Source organism: Cypionkella sp., assembly GCF_028290025.1.
Taxonomy (GTDB): domain Bacteria; phylum Pseudomonadota; class Alphaproteobacteria; order Rhodobacterales; family Rhodobacteraceae; genus Cypionkella.
The window spans coordinates 43151-61330 of the sequence record NZ_JAQGKQ010000046.1 but is presented as its reverse complement, the minus strand read 5'-3'; the positions used below and the strand labels follow the sequence as shown (position 1 = coordinate 61330).

At 60.6% G+C, this 18180-nt stretch carries 15 protein-coding genes; 6 read left to right on the top strand and 9 right to left on the bottom strand.

Annotated elements, in window-relative coordinates; all coding sequences use genetic code 11:
- Positions 1–31: 31 nt before the first annotated feature.
- The gene (locus tag JWS10_RS06325; RefSeq protein WP_299505563.1) at positions 32–1510 is read right to left on the bottom strand and encodes an NAD-dependent succinate-semialdehyde dehydrogenase; all 1479 of its coding nucleotides are present in this window, start codon (positions 1508–1510) and stop codon (positions 32–34) included.
- Between the two features lie 109 nt (positions 1511–1619).
- Between JWS10_RS06325 and JWS10_RS06320 the strand changes: the two genes are divergently transcribed.
- Positions 1620–2402: an alpha/beta hydrolase gene (locus JWS10_RS06320; protein WP_299505561.1), complete on the top strand. Its 783-nt coding sequence runs from the start codon at positions 1620–1622 to the stop codon at positions 2400–2402.
- A gap of 124 nt (positions 2403–2526) precedes the next feature.
- Here JWS10_RS06320 and JWS10_RS06315 read toward each other — a convergent pair whose 3' ends face one another.
- The 3 genes from JWS10_RS06315 to ubiA all read right to left on the bottom strand — a co-directional run bounded on the left by JWS10_RS06315 (position 2527) and on the right by ubiA (position 5949).
- Positions 2527–2856 (bottom strand): hypothetical protein, encoded by a 330-nt coding sequence (locus JWS10_RS06315; RefSeq protein ID WP_299476144.1) that lies wholly within the window; start codon positions 2854–2856, stop codon positions 2527–2529.
- Positions 2857–2889: 33 nt separating this feature from the next.
- Positions 2890–4884: an OmpA family protein gene (locus JWS10_RS06310; RefSeq protein WP_299505559.1), complete on the bottom strand. Its 1995-nt coding sequence runs from the start codon at positions 4882–4884 to the stop codon at positions 2890–2892.
- Between the two features lie 93 nt (positions 4885–4977).
- Positions 4978–5949 (bottom strand): 4-hydroxybenzoate octaprenyltransferase, encoded by a 972-nt coding sequence (gene ubiA / locus JWS10_RS06305; RefSeq protein WP_299505558.1) that lies wholly within the window; start codon positions 5947–5949, stop codon positions 4978–4980.
- 12 nt (positions 5950–5961) lie between these two features.
- Between ubiA and JWS10_RS06300 the strand changes: the two genes are divergently transcribed.
- The 4 genes from JWS10_RS06300 to JWS10_RS06285 all read left to right on the top strand — a co-directional run bounded on the left by JWS10_RS06300 (position 5962) and on the right by JWS10_RS06285 (position 9538).
- On the top strand, positions 5962–6687 hold the full coding sequence (locus tag JWS10_RS06300) for a 16S rRNA (uracil(1498)-N(3))-methyltransferase (protein WP_299505557.1): 726 nt from the start codon (positions 5962–5964) through the stop codon (positions 6685–6687).
- A complete protein-coding gene (locus JWS10_RS06295; protein WP_299505556.1) occupies positions 6684–7526 on the top strand; it encodes a GNAT family N-acetyltransferase in 843 nt (280 codons plus the stop codon). Before JWS10_RS06300 ends, JWS10_RS06295 begins: the two co-directional genes overlap by 4 nt.
- Complete coding sequence (locus JWS10_RS06290) at positions 7523–8068, top strand: hypothetical protein (protein ID WP_299505555.1); 546 nt, start codon at positions 7523–7525, stop codon at positions 8066–8068. Before JWS10_RS06295 ends, JWS10_RS06290 begins: the two co-directional genes overlap by 4 nt.
- A gap of 126 nt (positions 8069–8194) precedes the next feature.
- The gene (locus JWS10_RS06285; protein ID WP_299505554.1) at positions 8195–9538 is read left to right on the top strand and encodes a glutamate--cysteine ligase; all 1344 of its coding nucleotides are present in this window, start codon (positions 8195–8197) and stop codon (positions 9536–9538) included.
- A gap of 255 nt (positions 9539–9793) precedes the next feature.
- Here the strand turns inward: JWS10_RS06285 and JWS10_RS06280 are convergent, their stop codons facing one another.
- From JWS10_RS06280 to JWS10_RS06265, 4 genes are all read right to left on the bottom strand, one after another.
- A complete protein-coding gene (locus tag JWS10_RS06280; protein ID WP_299505552.1) occupies positions 9794–11029 on the bottom strand; it encodes a lytic murein transglycosylase in 1236 nt (411 codons plus the stop codon).
- A 6-nt stretch (positions 11030–11035) separates the two neighbouring features.
- Complete coding sequence (gene rnr, locus JWS10_RS06275; RefSeq protein WP_299505551.1) at positions 11036–13282, bottom strand: ribonuclease R; 2247 nt, start codon at positions 13280–13282, stop codon at positions 11036–11038.
- Positions 13283–13325: 43 nt separating this feature from the next.
- Positions 13326–14477 (bottom strand): TIGR03862 family flavoprotein, encoded by a 1152-nt coding sequence (locus tag JWS10_RS06270; protein WP_299505550.1) that lies wholly within the window; start codon positions 14475–14477, stop codon positions 13326–13328.
- A 132-nt stretch (positions 14478–14609) separates the two neighbouring features.
- Entirely contained in the window at positions 14610–15365 is a 756-nt protein-coding gene (locus JWS10_RS06265) for an SDR family oxidoreductase (RefSeq protein WP_299505646.1), read from the bottom strand.
- Between the two features lie 128 nt (positions 15366–15493).
- Here JWS10_RS06265 and JWS10_RS06260 point away from each other — a divergent pair, with 128 nt between their 5' ends.
- Positions 15494–17011, top strand: coding sequence for a DUF2125 domain-containing protein (locus JWS10_RS06260; RefSeq protein WP_299505549.1), 1518 nt, complete (start codon positions 15494–15496; stop codon positions 17009–17011).
- A gap of 155 nt (positions 17012–17166) precedes the next feature.
- Here the strand turns inward: JWS10_RS06260 and JWS10_RS06255 are convergent, their stop codons facing one another.
- Positions 17167–18150 carry a hypothetical protein gene (locus JWS10_RS06255; RefSeq protein ID WP_299505548.1) on the bottom strand — a complete coding sequence of 328 codons (984 nt, stop codon included), beginning with the start codon at positions 18148–18150 and terminating at the stop codon, positions 17167–17169.
- Positions 18151–18180: the final 30 nt, after the last annotated feature.

Here is an 18180-nt window from a genome sequence, read left to right as displayed (position 1 = left end):
CCTCGCGCCGCCCAATCTGCCGCAGCCTGCCTTAAACCGACAAGCAGATATATTTCAGTTCCATATAATCGTCGATGCCATGGCTAGACCCTTCACGGCCGAGACCTGACTGCTTAACCCCGCCAAACGGTGCCATCTCGTTGGAAATCAGCCCGGTGTTGACGCCGACCATGCCGTATTCCAACTGCTCCTGCACACGGGTAATACGGCCAATATCCTTGGCGTAGAAGTAGCTAGCCAAACCAAAGATCGTATCATTGGCGCGGCGGATGACTTCTTCCTCGGTATCAAACTTGAACAAAGGGGCCAGCGGCCCGAAGGTTTCCTCATTGGCGACCCTCATATCCTTGGTTACGCCCGTCACCACGGTCGGCTGAAAGAACGTGCCGCCCAAAGCGTGACGCTTGCCGCCGGTCAGCACCTTGCCGCCGCCCGCCAGCACATCCGCGATATGCTCCTCAACTTTCTCAACCGCATCTTCGTTGATCAGCGGCCCAGTGGTGACGCCCGAGGTCAAACCATCGCCGATCGCCAACTTGCCAACCGCCGCCGCCAGCTTCTCGGCACAAGCATCATACACGCCCGCCTGCACATAAATCCGGTTCGCACAGACGCAGGTTTGCCCGTTGTTGCGGAATTTCGACACCATCGCACCTTCAACCGCCGCATCCAGATCAGCGTCGTCAAATACAATGAACGGCGCATTGCCGCCCAGTTCCATCGAGCATTTCAGCACTTGCTCCGCCGCCTGCCGCAGCAAAATCCGACCCACTTCGGTCGATCCGGTAAAGGTGATCTTGCGAATAGCCGGGTTCTCGCAGAACTCCTTGCCAATCTCAGATGACCGCGATGAGGTGATAACCGAGAACACGCCCGCAGGCACCCCCGCACGCTCCGCCAACACCGCCAAAGCAATCGCCGACAAAGGCGTTTCCGCCGCCGGACGCGCCACAAACCCACAACCCGCAGCCAGCGCCGGAGCCACCTTGCGCGCGATCATAGCATTCGGGAAGTTCCAAGGAGTGATCGAGGCACAAACCCCAATCGGCTGTTTCAACACAGAAATCCGCTTGTCACGCATGTGGCCGGGAATAATCTGTCCGTAAGTGCGCTTCGCCTCCTCGCCAAACCATTCGATATACGCCGAGCCATAAGCGATCTCGCCCTTAGCCTCAGCCAGTGGTTTGCCCATCTCGGCGGTCAGGATCGTCGCCAGATCTTCCTGCGCCGCCATGCACAGATCAAACCACTTGCGCATCACCTGCGCGCGCTCTTTGCCAGTCCGCGCCGCCCACTCGCGCCGCGCAATATCCGCCGCCGCAATCGCCCGCGCCGCATCCGCACGGGTCAAATCCGGCACATTGGCAATCACATCGCCGCGCGCCGGGTTGGTCACTGCAAAGGTCGCGCCATCGGCAGCGTCAATCCATTCGCCCGCCACATAGGCTTTGTTCGGCAGCAGGCTGGGGTCTTTCAACAAAGAACGCAGATCGGTCACGGAATCGAGCATGGGGGCCTCCATTGTCACGGGTTGCCCCTGCTTGCCCGCTCTGGACTTAAAAGTCCACATCCTCCACCAATGCTGGACCTAAGCTAAGCGGCAAACTGGAGCGATCAGCATGGACATGACCCGAGAATATCAAAACGGCGCTTTCATTCCCGGCTCGGAATTACTGCCATCCCTCTGGGCGCAAAAAGCCGCCCAATTCCGCGACAGCCTCGGCTCGCGCGCCCGACTTGACCTCGCTTACGGCCCGGCCCCCCGCAACCGCTTCGACCTGTTCCTGCCCGAAACCACCCCACGCGGCCTGATGGTCTTTATCCACGGCGGCTACTGGCTGGAAACCGACAAATCCCTCTGGTCGCACCTCGCTGCCGGAGCCATCGCCCAAGGCTGGGCCTGCGCCCTTCCAGGCTACACTCTCGCGCCCGAAGCCCGCATCGCCCAAATCACCAACGAAATTGACAGCGCCATCACCACCGCCTGCGCAGAAATCGCAGGCCCACTGGTGATCACCGGCCATTCCGCAGGCGGCCACCTCACCGCCCGCATGGGCAACCCCGACCGCAGTGCCACGCTAAAATCCCGCCTCACCCGCATCGTACCGATCTCGCCCCTCGCAGACCTAGAGCCCCTCTCGCAAACCGATATGCAAACCAACCTGCACATCGACGCCATTGAAATCGCGCAAGAAAGTCCCGGCCGCCATGCACTAACCACGCAAGCCCATATCTGGGTCGGAGCCTCCGAACGCCCCGCATTCCTGTGGCAAGCCCGAACGCTATCGGAAAACTGGAACTGCGCGTGGACAGTCGCCCCGGGCAAACACCACTTCAATGTGATTGACGGCCTCGAAGACCCCAACTCGCCCCTAATGCAAACCTGCTTAGGCAGCCTGTAATCCCAAACTTCGCCGCCCCGGACTTGATCCGGGGCCTCTGAAGGCAGCGGGTTAAAAAGAGGCCCCGGATCAAGTCCGGGGCGGCATAGCTTGGTGGGGCTTGGTTATTCGCAGACGACCTGCCTCAACTATTCGCGTGCATCCGTTCAATATATGCCCGCATTTCTTCCGCCTCATGCCGCGCATCGCGCAGGCCCTCCATCGCGGCGCGCAATTCGGCTTCGGTCTGGGCGATCTGGTTCATCAACTCGCCCTCGCGGCTTTCCAGATATACGATCGCCTGATCGCGCATTTCCTCGGCCTCGTGCAAAGATTGCGCCAAACGGTCCATTTCCGCCATATCGCCGCCCGCCACCCGAGTGAAGCGATGCAAAATCCAATAGGTGAACCAACCCGCCGCGAAGGCCAGCAGCAGAATAATTGCAGTCGCCACGACAAATTCCGTGCGGTTCATAACCGTGTTCCCAGTGTCATTCGACCCTCTGCACTATTCTGTTATCTTCGGCCGCGGCTCCGGCGTGACTGTCTTTTTCTGCGGTGCGACAGAGGGGCTGGTATCACTTGAAAAATCCGGCCCTGCTGCGGCTGCACCCTGCGCCTGCGCCGCCGTAGCCGCCGCTTTCCCAGCATCCGCCGAAACAGGCTTTGGCGCGCCGATCAAACGAAATTCAATCCGCCGATTAGCCTCGCGCCCGGCGTCAGTGCCGTTGTCAGCCAACGGATCAGCCTCACCATAGCCTCGCGCGATCATGCCCGAGACGTCGATTTGCCGCCCCTGCAACGCCAAAACGACGGTTTCGGCGCGGGCCTGAGACAGCGCCCGGTTGCCCTCCTCCGACCCCTGCGCATCGGTGTAACCCGCCACTTCCAGCTTCACGCCGGGGCACAGCTTCAACACATCGGCCAGCGCCTTCATCACACCACTCGCCGCCGCGTCGATTTCTGCCGATCCAGGAGTGAAAGTGATCTTCTGCCGCGCCACAACATCATCGACGTCCGCAGCACATTCCTCCGGTGTCGGAATACCGGCAAGTGGGTCGAGCGTTTTATCGTATTTCACATCGACCCTAAAAGTTTGTCCCTGCCCGAGTTTTTCAGACAATATCTGTGAAATTCGCACCTTGGCAGATTGCGACCCGGTAATACCCTTCAGCTCAACCGTATCGGGGCGCACCAAAAGCGTGCCGTTGTCCAATTCACCCAACGCCTGCAGCCCTGCCAAAACCCGCAGCGGCCAACCGGTTGGCAACTCAGGGTCCATCCGGGTCGCGAGGTAGGTGTTGCCGCCGAACTCGGCGCGCGCAAAACTATCGACCGCCTTGCGCAGCATGTCATCGGTCAGCCGCCCGCGCATCTCCAGCCGATGCGTCTCAGGAGCCAACGACGCGGTGAACTCCGCCGGACCGGCAACCGCACCCGAGGCTTTCTTCTCAAGCGTGGCTTTCAATGAAAACACATCTGGCAGATCGGCCTCAAGCTCGCCCACCACCCGGTCAAAATCGCCCTGCGGCACATCAGCGCCCGCCAGCAACGTCACATCGGCATCGCTAAAGGTCAGCGTAGCGCTGGCCAGTTGAGCGACCGCCTTGATTCCGGTTATCGTCGCATCGGTCCATTTAGGGCTCGGCACACCTAGGCCCACGGTGCAACCGTTGCTCCCGACGGCACCAGCCAGCCCCGCCGCCGCCAATATCCGCGCCCGCCCCAGTTCGGTATCCGCAGAGCAAGCGTCAAACCTTGCACCCTCAGCGTCTTTCACGAATCGCAAGGTGAACGGGGTGAGCACAGGACGCGGCGCTGAAATATCTACCTTCACTGCCAGCCCGGATGGCTTGGCAGTGTTCAGCTGCCGTTCAAACGCGCGTTTTTCGGCGTCCGAAGCTGCAATTGCCGTGATCGCCACCTGATCCGCCGCCACCGAAATTTTTGACCGCGGCAACATTTCCAGCGCATCCAGCCCATAAGTTAGCGCAGCTTCCCAACCCTGTGGCGCGGGATAGTCCGCTGTCTCCAGCATATCTGACAAGGGCACGTCGGGATTAAGCGCCTGCGCCTTATCCTTGACCGCTTGTAGAGCATCACTTTCCGGCAACAACCCGATCAACTGGATGCCATCATCATTGCGAAGCATCTCGACAGAGAACCGTGGGGCTTCAATAGCTTTGACCGGGGTGACTTCCATTCGGTCACGGATGCGCGACGAATCGATCAGTGCGCCTACCAGATTGACCACCTTATAGCGCGCCGCCTCGTTCGGCGCGGTGCCGCTCAGGTGAATCTGCAAGCCATCCGGTGCAACGCTCGCAAAGGTAACGCCCTCGGTCAGCAGCATGGATTTCACAGCGCGCGCCGAAATATTCTCGACCAGCACAGCCGCACCCCAAGCCACCAATATCGAAACCACCCCCGCCGCGGCAAACGCGACAGGAGCCAGGTATTTCTTAGGAAGCTCGGAAGGGCTAAAATTGGGCAATGTTACCACGGGATCATTCAACTCGGTCTGTCAGAGAGACGGCACGGCCAAATGCCGTCGCCCGGTCCCGGACTGCATAAAGCGCACGGCAACCCGGATCAATCAAAGGAAAACCGCAACGGCGAGAAATAGCGCAGCAATCAGCCCGGCATCGCGATTCGACCAAAACAATCTTAAGCAATTTTCCGGATCGTCCACGTTCAGACGACGAAGCTGCCACACCATATGCCAGCCAAAGCCACAGACTCCGGCCATTGCCACAATCAGATTTAGCACATGGCCAGCGGGAATCGCTGCCCAGAGCACCGCCGTCGCCATCAGCACCACCGCCAGCACCATAAAGCCACGCAACCACGCCCGCGCATCATCCCCGAACAGCCGCGCCGTCGATTTCACACCAATCAGCGCATCATCTTCCTTATCTTGCAGCGCGTAAATCGTATCGTAAAACAACGTCCACGCAATGCCCGCGCCATACAGCAGCACCGCAGGCCACTGCACCTCGCCCACATGTGCCGCGTAGAGCAGCACCGCACCCCAGTTGAATGCGAGCCCCAAAAAAGCCTGCGGCCACCATGTAAATCGCTTGGCAAACGGATAAATCAGCACCAGCGCCAGTGACGCCACGCCCAGCCCAATCGCCAACCAATTATAACTGAACAGAATACATGCAGCCAAAGCCGCCTGCACCGCCATCCAAACCAGCGCGCCCTTCACCGTCACCGCACCCGACGGCAGCGGCCTGCTCCTGGTTCGCGCCACCGCCCCATCAATATGCCGATCAGTGATGTCGTTCCAAGTGCAGCCAGCCCCCCGCATCAAAAACGCGCCCACTGTGCAAGACACCGCCAACCACAAATCCCACAACCGAAACCCATCGCCCAACCCCGCCAGCGCAATGCCCCAAAAACACGGGATGACCAAAAGCCAAGTACCAATAGGCCGATCCGCCCGCGACAGCCGCAGATAGGGCCGCGTCACAGGCGGCGCAAACCGATCCACCCAGTTGCCCTTCGGCGCATCCGCAACCGTATTGACGTTTGTCGCCTCTGGCATTTCCGCTCTCTCAGACATAGATTCCCCGGCATGACAGATGCAAAAATCCGGCTCTATGTAGATCAGGCTTTGGCGCATGGGCAAGCCGTGGCCGTAAACGCCGATCAGGCGCACTATTTGTTCAACGTGATGCGCCTGACAAAAGGCGCTGCAGTCTCGCTGTTCAATGGCCGCGATGGCGAATGGCGTGCCGAGATTGCCGAGGCTGGCAAACGCGGCGGCATCCTGATTTGCGATCGCCAAACCGCCCCCCTGCGCTTGCCCCCTGATCTCTGGCTCGCCTTCGCACCGATCAAAAAAACCCGCACCGATTTCATCGTCGAAAAAGCTACCGAGCTTGGCGCGGCGCGTATCATCCCCGTCCAAACCCGCCACACCAATTCCGAGCGTATCCGCCAAGACCGCCTGCAAGCCCACGCCCTAGAGGCCGCAGAGCAATGCGGTGCCACCTCCGTCCCCGAAGTCACTGACCTCACCCCCCTCGATAAATTCCTCACCACCCTGCCCCCCGACCGCAAACTGCTCTGGTGTGATGAGGCCATGCTCGGCCAAGCCCCCGCCCTAAGCGGCCCACGCGGCGAGAAATGGGCGATCCTGATCGGCCCGGAAGGCGGCTTTTCGGCAGACGAACAAGCTCGCCTGCGCGCCCTGCCACAAATCCACCCCACCGCCCTCGGCCCCCGCATCCTGCGCGCAGACACCGCCGCCGTCGCAGCCCTCACCCTATGGCAAGCAGTCTTGGGCGACTGGGCATGAGCAAACTTGCGACGATTCGCCCTGCCACCGAACAAGACACCCCCGCCCTTCTGGCCTTCCTATCGCAACACGAGTCGACCTCAATGTTCCCCATCGCCGACCTGCTGGGCAAAGGGATAAAGGCCGAAAGCTGGCTGTTCGAAACCGCAGGTGCGATCACAGGTTACCTTGCCCTTAACGAAATCGGCACCTTGGAACCGCAGGCCCCCACCGCTGACTGGGCCACCGTCAGACCGTTGCTTGCAGGTCGCTCAATCAGCGGTCTGATTGGCCCTGCCGAGCAATGCGCGGCCCTCCAAACCGCCCTCGGCCTCGCCAACACCCCAACCCGGATGAACACCACAGAGCCCGGCTTCACCCTAAACCTAACCGACCTGCGCTTACCAAATTGCGAGGGCTACTACCTGACCCCGATCCGCGACCAAGACCTGCCGCTCATCTCCGCATGGCGGGCTGCAAACCTGATCGAAACCATGGGCTTCACCCTAGACACCGCCCCGCTCCTAGCCCGCACCCAAGTCTTGCGCTGGCAGCAAGACAAAACCCACCGCATCCTGTGGCACGACGACACCCCGGTTTCCCTCGCCGGATCAAACGCCCAAATCCCCGACGTGCTCCAAATCGGCGGCGTCTACACGCCCCCCGACCTGCGCAACCAAGGCTATGCTCGCCGTGTCGCCGCCATGCTGCTCGCCGAAGCCCGCCACGCAGGCATCAAACGCGCCGTGCTATTTGCCGCCTCCGAAGCAGCCGCCCGCGCCTACATTGCATTAGGTTTTCGCCCCAGCCACAGCTTTGCACTAATAATGTTTTCAGAGCCACAGCAGGTTTCCGCATGATCCGCCCCGAATTTCTCGCCATGCTGAGACGCGGCAACGAGGTGATCCTCGCCGCAGCAATCCTCGGCTTCGGCCTATGGCTTATCGCCCTTGGAGGCTACCTGCTCACCCCCCTCGGCACCGCATTCGGCGCATTCGGAGTCGCTTGGGCCATCCTAGCCCTGCGTCGCCTGCGCTTCACCCAACCCATCGACAGCCCCGGCATAGTTGAGGTGGACGAGGCCCAGATCGGCTATCTCGGCCCGCAAACCGGCGGCTATGTCTCAATCCCCGAACTCACCGAACTCCGCCTGCTATCCCTACGCGGTCGTAGGGTCTGGCGCTTGAAACAAGCCGACGGCCAAGCCCTGTTGATCCCTGTCGATGCCACCGGAGCCGATAAGCTATTCGATGCCTTCGCCAGCCTCCCCGGCATGAACACGCTGTCGCTCGTCGCCGCCCTCGATGCCAAGCCAACCACCGGGTCCACCAATCTGTCGCTCGCAGCCGAGACCCAAACCATCTGGCGCCGCACAGCCCAAGCCGCCCTCGCCCGCGAGTAAAAGCCGCAAGCGGCACTTGCCTGCGAATAATGGCTGTATAACAGCCGCGCGGCATCTCTTGACTTAGGCAGTGCGCCACTCCACCAGTTGCATCCTGAAATTTCCAACGCGAAAGGGCTCTGCCCCATGTCGATTCCTCAAAACGGCGGCGGCCCCATCGAAGATTTCTGGCAGCTTGCCGAGATGATGGCCGACGGCTGCAAGCCGAAAGCCGATTGGCGGATCGGCACCGAGCATGAGAAGTTCGGCTGGCTTACCGACAGCCGCGCACCGCTACCCTATGCAGGTGATCGCTCAATCTCCGCTTTGTTCGCGGGCCTGCAAAACTTCGGCTGGGCCCCGGTCTCCGAGGCCGACAATATCATCGGCATGACCCGCGACGGCGCGAATATTTCGCTTGAGCCCGGCGGCCAGTTTGAACTCTCCGGCGCTCCGTTGGAAGACCTGCACCAAGGCGCGGCCGAGTTGCAAAACCACCTCGACGAAGTCCGCAGCATCGCCGATCCGCTCGGCATCAAGTTCATGGGCCTCGGTGCTGCCCCCGAATGGTCGGCCGAGACCATGCCGGTGATGCCAAAAGGCCGCTACCGCCTGATGACCGACTATATGGGCCGCGTTGGCACCCACGGCACCCAGATGATGTATCGCACCTGCACCGTGCAAGTGAACCTCGATTACGCCTCCGAGGCCGACATGGTCAAAAAACTCCGGGTCGCACTGGCCCTACAACCCGTCGCTACCGCCCTCTTTGCCTCCAGCCCGTTCTTCGACGGCAAACCTAATGGCCACAAATCATGGCGCTCACGCATCTGGCGCGGCCTAGACAACGCCCGCACCGGCATGTTACCATTCGCCTTCGACCAGGGCTTTGGCTTCCAACAATACGTCGATTGGGTGCTTGATGCGCCAATGTATTTCGTCTACCGCGACGGCAAATATATCAACGCCTTAGGCCAATCCTTCCGCGATTTCCTGAATGGCAACCTGCCCGCGCTGCCCGGTGAAAAGCCCACACTCTCCGACTGGGCTGACCATATGACCACGGTATTCCCCGAAGCCCGCGTTAAGAAATACATCGAAATGCGCGGCGCAGACTGCGGCGATCAAGCCCATATTGACGCGCTGCCTGCCTTCTGGGTCGGCCTGATGTATGACGATGCCGCCCTAGACGCCGCTTGGGATCTGGTGAAAGGCTTCGACACCGAAACCCGCGAGACCCTGCGCGTCAACGCTTCCGTCAGCGCCTTGCAAGCCGAAGCCAACGGCGTCAAACTGTTAGACCTAGCCCGCGCCGCCGTCAGCCTGTCGCATGCGGGCCTCGCCGCCCGTGGCCTTGACGAGCAACGCTACCTCGCCCCCCTCGTGCAAAACCTCGCCACCGAGAAAACCCAAGCCGACCGCTGGCTCGACCTCTACAACGGCGCATGGGGCAAAGACCTGACACCGATTTACGAAGCCTCCAGCCTGTAACCGACAACCACGGCGGCCGGAATCTGCGGATTCCGGACAGCCCCTCCGCTTCTCAAAACCCTAACATTTCACCTATTCTTAAATATCCCCGCCGGAGGCTTCCACGACTGATGTAGCCCCCACCGCCGCAATCCGGCAGCGCCAAAACGGCCACCCAACCACACATCTCAAAAAATCCCACCGCCAGCCGCCCATCCCCCGGCAGCGCCGCCGAGCGGGGGCTCGATGCCCCCCGAGGCGGCACCCCCGCTCAAATCACCGCAACGCCAGCAAAATTTTTAAACTCGGATACCCGTCCACCACCATGCCACGCGCGCGTTGAAACGCCTTCACCGCCGCCATCGTCAACGGCCCGACCTTGCCATCCGCGGTGCCCGCATAAACCCCCGCCGCCAGCAACAGCGACTGCATTTCCTTCCGCTCCTCCAGCGTCAAAGCCCGCAGATCGCGCGGCCAGCCACCAACAAACGCCGCCCCACCAGCAATCCGATCTGCCAGATGCCCCACCGCGATCACATAGCTGTCGGCCTTGTTATAAGCCTCAATCGCCGCGAAATTATCATAGACCAAAAATGTCGGCCCTCGCGCACCCGCCGGAAGCAGCAGCGACGCCCAGCCCTCGCCCAAAGACCCACCACCCGGAAACGTAACGCCCAACCCCGCCCAAAAACTCAACGGCTTCTGCGTCCGATCCCCGGCCACGCTATAGTCAAACCCCACAGGCAGCCGCACCTCGTCCCCCCAACGCCCACCGTTCTTCCAGCCTGCGTTGGCGAGATAAGCAGCAGTTGAGGCCAAAGCATCCGTCGGATCCTCACCCCAAATATCCGGCTTGCCCCGCCCGTCAAAACTAACCGCGAGTTTCAGATACGACGACGGCATGAACTGAGTATGCCCCATCGCCCCCGCCCAAGACCCAATCATCGCCGCAGGTTTCACCGCCCCCGATTGCACGATCTGCAACGCCGCGATCAACTCCGCCTCAAAGAACGCCCCGCGCCGCGTATCATAGGCCAGCGTCGCCAGCGCACTCGGTGTTTCAATGTCACCCCGCACCGCACCATAGGCACTTTCCAGCCCCCAGATCGCCAAAACTACATGCTTATCAACACCATAGCGCGCTTCAATCTGCTCAAGCAGCGGGCCATGTGTCCGCAAAGCCTTCTGCCCCGCAACGATGCGATCCTCCGACACCGCCCGATCCAGATAGTCCCAGATCGTGCGAGTAAACTCGTCTTGCTTGCGATCGCGCTCGATCACATCTGGCAGAAAATGCACGCCCTGCATCACCTCATCAAACGTCGCCACCGAAATCCCAGCCGCCAGCGCCCGCCCGCGAAAACCCGCAATCCATGCCTGCAACCCGGCCTCGCTGCCGTTCTCCATCACGTCCGCCGCCCCCGCTTCTGCCACGATTTCCTCGACATCCTGCGCCGCGGCAACGCCGCTCCACAGCGCCAACCCCAGCACCAAGCCAACCAGCGCGCGCATAGCCAGTTACCGCCGCTTGCGCACGACTTTGCGCTTGGTCGCCGCATCCTTGGTCGCGAATTTTCCCGGCTTCCTCGGCTGATACCGCCCGGCTTTCGCCCGCCCCGTCGGCAAAGTCGCCCCGTCGATGTTCAGCAAATCGAGCACAATCCCCCCGGTCATCGGCGTAGCTTCCGCCAGGCGCACCGTCACCCGCAAGCCAATGCCGATCTCAATGCCACTATCGGAACCCACCAGCATTTGCCGCTCTTGATCGTAATGGAAATACTCGCGCCCGACCGAGCGGATCGGCACCAGCCCATCCGCCCCGGTTTCGTCCAGCTTCACAAACAGCCCAAACCGCTGCACACCAGAAATCCGGCCGGCGAATTCATTGCCCACCCGCTCCGACAAAAACGCCGCCAGATACCGATCGTTGGTATCGCGTTCTGCCACCATCGAACGCCGCTCGGTGTCCGAAATCAGCTTCGCCGTCTCATCCAGATTTTCCACGTCCCAAGCCGACAACCCATCGTCACCCCAGCCATGCCCAGCGATCAAAGCCCGATGCACGATGAGGTCCGAGTAGCGCCGGATCGGTGAGGTGAAATGCGCATAATTCCGCAAAGCCAGCCCGAAATGCCCGAAATTCACCGCATTATAATAGGCTTGCGTCATCGAGCGCAGCGTCGAGATGTTCATCAACTCGTCAAATTCGGTGTCTTGCGCCTGCGCCAACAACCGGTTGAGATGCTGGGTTTTCAGCACTTGCCCCTTCGCCAGCGTAAAGCCCGAAGCCTCCGCCACTTCGCGCAAAGCTTCCAGCTTGTCCGGCGATGGTTCCTCATGCACCCGAAACAGCAAAGGCCGCTTCAGCCGAACCAATTCCTCAGCCGCCGAAACGTTGGCGAGGATCATGCATTCCTCGATCAGCTTATGGGCGTCAAACCGAGCCTTGAAGGCGACAGAGATCACCTTGCCCTCGTCCGACAATTCAATCTTCCGCTCTGGCAATTCCAAATCCAAAGGTTGCCGCAAGGCGCGGGCCTTCTTGAGCGCCGCGTAAGCCGCGTAAAGCGTATGCAGCACCGGCAACAACAACGCAGTCGCCGCATCCGCCCGCCCCTCAATCGCATCCTGCACCTGCCCATAATGCAACGAAGCTTGCGACCGCATCAGCCCACGCACAAAACGGTGGCTCAGCTTTTGGCCATGCGCGTCAATCCGCATTTGCACCGCAAGACACGCCCGATCCACGTGCTCATGCAGCGAACACAGATCGCCCGACAGCACATCCGGCAGCATCGGCACCACGCGGTCGGGGAAGTAAGTCGAGTTGCCACGCTTGCGCGCCTCACGGTCCAGCGCCGAGTTTGGCCGCACGTAATACGCCACATCGGCAATCGCCACCCAGATGAAAAACCCGCCAGCGTTCTTCGGATCGCTATCCGCCTCGGCATAAACCGCATCGTCACGGTCGCGCGCATCAATCGGGTCAATCGTCAGCAATGGCAGGCCGCGCAAATCCTCGCGCTTATCCAAAGAAGCAGGCTGCGCCGCATCCGCCTCGGCAATCACCGCGTCGGGGAATTGGTCCGGGATGCCATGCTGATGAATTGCAATCAGCGAAACCGCGCGTGGTCCCGAAGGATCGCCCAAGCGCGCGGTAATCTTGGCTTGCGGCAAGCCCAGCCGTTTCGGGCCGATCTGCTCTGCCTCAACCAACTCGCCATCGCGCGCCTCAAACGTATGATCGCGCGAAACCCGCCATTCCTTATCAACGCCTTTGTCGATGGGAATAATCCGCCCGCCCTCGGCATTAGAACGAAAAACCCCCAGCAGTTTCAGCGGGTTCGAGCCCAAAGCCCGGATCAACCGCGCCTGATATCCGTGATCCTCACCGCCAACCGGGGTCAGCCGCGCGAGGATCTTCATCCCCCCCGCCAAAGCCGGATCGCCCTTTTGCGGCATGATCAAAATGCGCGGCGGCACATCGCCCACGTCAGCCTCCAACGGCTGCGCAAACAGATCGCCGTTGCTATCCGGCGGCAGCACCAGCAGCACCGAAACTGGCGGCAAAGCCCCCGGCTCACGATAGCTGCGGGCTTTTTTCTCGATGCCACCCTCGGCCTCAAGTTCCTTCAGCATCCGCTTCAGATCAATCCGCGCATAGCCTTTGATGCCAAACGCCTTGGCAAGGTCGCGCTTTCCGGTCAGGCCGGGGTTCTCGATGATCCACTGACGGATCTGGTCTTTTGTGGGCAAACTGTTCATTCCTTGCCCCTAGCACGAGACGGCGCGGCCCGAAAGACCGCCCTTACGCCGCAGCCCGCGCTCCGGCAGCTTTACCCGCCCAGCGCCCGGTTGCAGCAACGCCCGTCAGCAAATATCCGCCAGTAGGCGCCTCCCAATCCAGCATCTCACCGCAGACGAACATGCCGGGAATCGCCTTCAACTCCAACCCCTCGGTCACAGCCGATTGCGCCACGCCGCCAGCGACCGAGATCGCTTCATCCAGCGGCCTTGGCCCCATCAACTTGAACGGCAGCGACTTCACAGCGGCAACCGTCTCCAGCCCCCGGCCAAATTCCATCACCAAACCGACAGCCGCGGGGGCAAGCCCCAATTTGCGCAAACGGTTCGCCAAAGTTTCCCCCGGTTTCATCCGGCTCAACCGCGCCGCAATCTCATCGCCCGACACATCCGCCATCAGATCGACCCGCAGCGCAGCGCCCTCGCGCAACGCACGGCTAACGGCATAAACCCCGCCGCCTTCAATACCGCGCTCCGAGACGACAAACTCGCCACGCTCCCGCTGATCGCCAACAATCAGCGCAGCCCCTTTGATCGCCGTGCCGAAAAACTTCGCCATATGCGGCGTCCAGTCCACCGCGAAGCCCATATTCGCAGGCTGCCACGGCGCAATATCCACGCCCTTCTCGGCCAACCAAGGCACCCAAGCCGCATCCGACCCCAGCCGAGCCCAACTCGCCCCACCCAACGCCAAAACCGTGACCGCAGGCTTCAAAACCTGCACACCCTCCGGCGTTTCAAACGCCAACCCATCGCCCTCAAAGCCCGCCCAGCGCCAACGCGAGCGCAGTTCCACCCCCGCCCCCTCCAGCCGCTTCAGCCAAGCCCGCAACACCGGCGACGCCTTCATTGACCGAGGGAAAACCCGGCCCGTTGACCCCGTAAACACCTCTTGTCCCAAAGCCCGCGCCCAAATGATCATCTCGCGCGGGCCAAACTCCGCCAGCATCGGCCGCAACCATTCGCTGCGATATTCCGCGATAAAGCTGCTGCGATCCTCATCCTTGGTGATGTTCAACCCCGACTTGCCCGCCATCAGAAACTTACGAGCCGGGCTTGGCTTCGCCTCACAGACCACCACCTTGTGCCCTGCGCGCGCCAACTCCTCTGCCGCCATCAAACCCGCAGGCCCAGCGCCGATTACCAAAGCATCCATCACATATTCCCTTGGGGCAATCCGCCCTTAATTTCAATCACGCGGTGCGGATAAGGCATCTCGACCAAAGCCGTTCAAACCCGCCACACCAAACCTTGCGATTTTCGCGCCAACGTTGCCGCGAATTCTGCGCTAAGTCAGCCCCACCGCCCGCCGCACCGCCTCATCTCGCAATGATACATCGCGGCCCAAATACTCGTCAGCCTCGGGGCCGCACATCCACAGCAAGCACTTCGCCGGCCAATCCGCCGGAATATGCACCGAGAAATCCAACTGGCTGACCGGGTTAACCCCGCTCGCTTTGATTTTCACCTGCATCTCAGTCGCCACGGTGCCGGGTGACATCCCCAAAACGCGAATGCCATGCGCCGCTTCCTCCAGATGCGCGATGCGCGTCAGCATCAGCGCACCCGCCTTGCTGGCGCAATAACCACCCCAACCCTCCATCGGGTTCACCGCAGCTCCCGATGATACCGTGATGATCGTCCCCGAGCCTTGCGCCTTCATCAACGGCAGCGCCGCGCGCATCCCGTGAAACACGCCTTTCAGATTGATATCAATCGCCGCGCTGAACGCCTCAACACCTGCATCCGCCAACCGCGCAATCGGCTCGATCACACCGGCATTGTTAATCAACACATCCAGCCGACCAAATCGCGCCTGCACCGCAACAAGTGCCGCCTCGACCGCCGCCGCGTCGGCCACATCGCAGCGCAACGCCAAAGCTTTCGGCCCGATCTCGGCCGCCAGCGCCACAATTTCAGCCTCTGATCGCGCCAGCAGCGCCACCGAAGCCCCCGCATGCGCGAACTCGCGCGCCGCAGCAGCGCCAATACCTCGGCTGGCTCCGGTAATCACCACAACCTTGCCTTGCATATCAAAGCCCAGCATAGCGCATCCTCCTCACGTCCACATGACAATTCCGTTTACCCAATGCTTGCGCCAACGGAAAGCCTTGACGCTTGTCATACGAGGAAGGATGCTTATGGGCGACATTCCACCGGAAAGGCTATATTATGAAATACTGGAAACTGGCGGGAAGTACCGCCGTTTTAGCAATTTTGGCAGGTTCTGGCGCTTTTGCCGACGTAACCCCCGAAGAAGTATGGCAAAACTGGCAAGACATGAGCACGTCTGCCGGTCAGACCGTCACCTCCGCCAGTGCCGAGCGCGACGGCGACACGCTGGTCGTGTCTGACGTGGCGCTTTCCTATGAAAAAGACGGCACCTCGTTTTCCAGCACAATCGAGCAGATTGATTTTGCTGACAACGGCGATGGCACCGTTGATGTGACCACTTCGGACAGTTACACGATGGCGCTTAAAGCCCCAGCTGCGGCTGACGCAGGTTCGGACGTGCCGACAGACCTGAAAATCACCGTGACGCAGCCCGAAATGGTCGTCACCGCCAGCGGTACTGCTGCCGCACTAAGCTACGCATTCACCGCGCCTACGCTGAACGTCAAGGTAGAGCCCGGCAATCCGAGCGCCCCAGCGCAGGGCAGCTTTCAAGCCGACATTACCGAACTGGACGGCAAATATCTGGTCGAAGGCGATGGCGACGCCAAGAAAGTCACCTCCGATTTCACCGCGAAAGCCGTGAAGCTTTCGGGCGCCGGCAAGGATGATACCGCGAAATCCGATGTCAACTTTAGCGCGACTATTGCCGATCTCGCTGGCAACTCCGACGGCAACTTCCTTGGTGCGCAGGCAATGACCGATCTTGCCACGGCGCTGAAGGGCGGTTTTGCGATTAACGGCAGCATCAGCCGTGGTGCGATGACCTTCGATCTAAGCGTGACCGAAGACGGCAAGCCCACCAAAATCAACGGCGCTTCGGAAAGCGGCGATATGTCCTTCGTGATGGATGCCACGCATCTGCAATTCGGCGGCAATGGCAAGGCGTTTAATCTGACCGTCGCCAGCGCCGACATTCCTTTCCCCGAGTTGAAACTCGGCTACCAAGAAGCCGCGTTTAACGTGGCGATGCCAGTCGGCAAAACCGGCGCTCCGGCAGACTTTGCGTTCCTGACTAAGCTCGTTGGCTTCACCGTCTCGGATGAAGTCTGGGGCATGGTCGATCCAGCAGGCAGCTTGCCGCACGACCCCGCGACTGTCGTGATCGACACCAAAGGCAAAGTCACCATGACGACCGATCTCTTTGATGAGGCTGCAATGGCTGCGCTGGGCGATGCACCTCCCGGTGAGTTGAACGCGCTTGACGTCACCGAGTTGAAAGCCTCGGTTGCAGGCGCAGAATTGACCGGAGCGGGTGGTTTCACGTTCGACAACACCGACAAAACCACCTTCCCGGGCGTGCCTTTGCCGACTGGCAAGCTGGACCTGAAACTCACCGGCGGCAACACTTTGCTGGATAAACTGGTAGCAATGGGCCTTCTGCCGCAAGATCAGGCGATGGGTTTCAAGATGATGGTGTCGATGTTCGCCAACTCGGCCGCCGACAAGGACGAGATGACCTCGACACTGGAATTCAAAGACAAAGGCTTCTACGCCAACGGCCAGAAACTTCAGTAATCTAACCTAAGCATGACTGGAAAAGCCGCCCCTCACGGGCGGCTTTTTTGTATTCAAAAACTCAAAACTTTCCACAATTGTTAAAAATCCCTTAACGGCGCCACTCTAACCATATGTAATCGCACATAAAAATAACCTCCCAAGTTGGGAGCCCTTTACTGCAACCGCCGCAAACAATTCTGCGTCAAATACAGCTCATCCAGTGCCGGATCGAACGGAATCCCCGCATAGTCCAAATTGCCCGTCACCGCCGGCCGCGCGATCGCCTGCGGAGCCGCAACCACCGCCGCCGTAAGCATGTTGCCCGAGGTATCGACCACCCCACCCACGATCAGCCGGGTTGCAAAGCTCATCTTGTCAATCTTGCCGCCCACCACGCTTCCAAGCAAGTTGAACCCCGCCGCCACCGCCGCCTGCTGCAACGCCTGCTTCGGCTCTTTGCCTTCGACCAAAGACTGCATCCCCTGCACGCCACCCTGCAGACCCGATCCGACAAACATCAGTTGCAACGACTCCGACCGCGCCAGCGCCGGATTTCCCCCCGCAATCCCAACCATACCCACAATGAACGTCCCCGTTCCGTTGATTACTGCAGCCTCGACATTGCCGGTATCTTGATACGTCGCCGTGCCGCGCAGCACCGATCCCGCCCCCAGCACCGCAAACGCAGCCCCACCCGACAACAGACCCGCACCCACCACCAATATCGTAGCCGAAGTATCACGGGTGAATTGCGCCACCTCCAAGGCCCTCTCCCACCCGGCCACATTGCTGGAGATGCTATCCGATGATTGCCGTGTAGCCCTGCGCCGCATCGCCTCTACTGCGTTGAAATCGCTGCGCCCGCGCCCGATCATTGCTAGCAGGTTCGCGCGCATCTCCCCTGGGTCACGCGCCAACCGCCCCGCCGCATCCATATAAAACACGTTGGTTTCTTGGTCGACGTCCGCCCGCAGCCCGCTCCACTCGGTCTCGAACAAATACGTCGTCGGCATCAGAAAGCCGTTTTGCACCGAGGTAATTCGTGACCTCGCCTTAATTTTATCCGCCCGCAAAGCTGCCCGAAGCATAAGATAAACCCCCTCGCGGTTCACCCCCCAACGCCGGCCACGCTCGTCCACAACCACTGTCCACGGCATCTCGAAATTCCTTATGAAAAAAAAACTAGT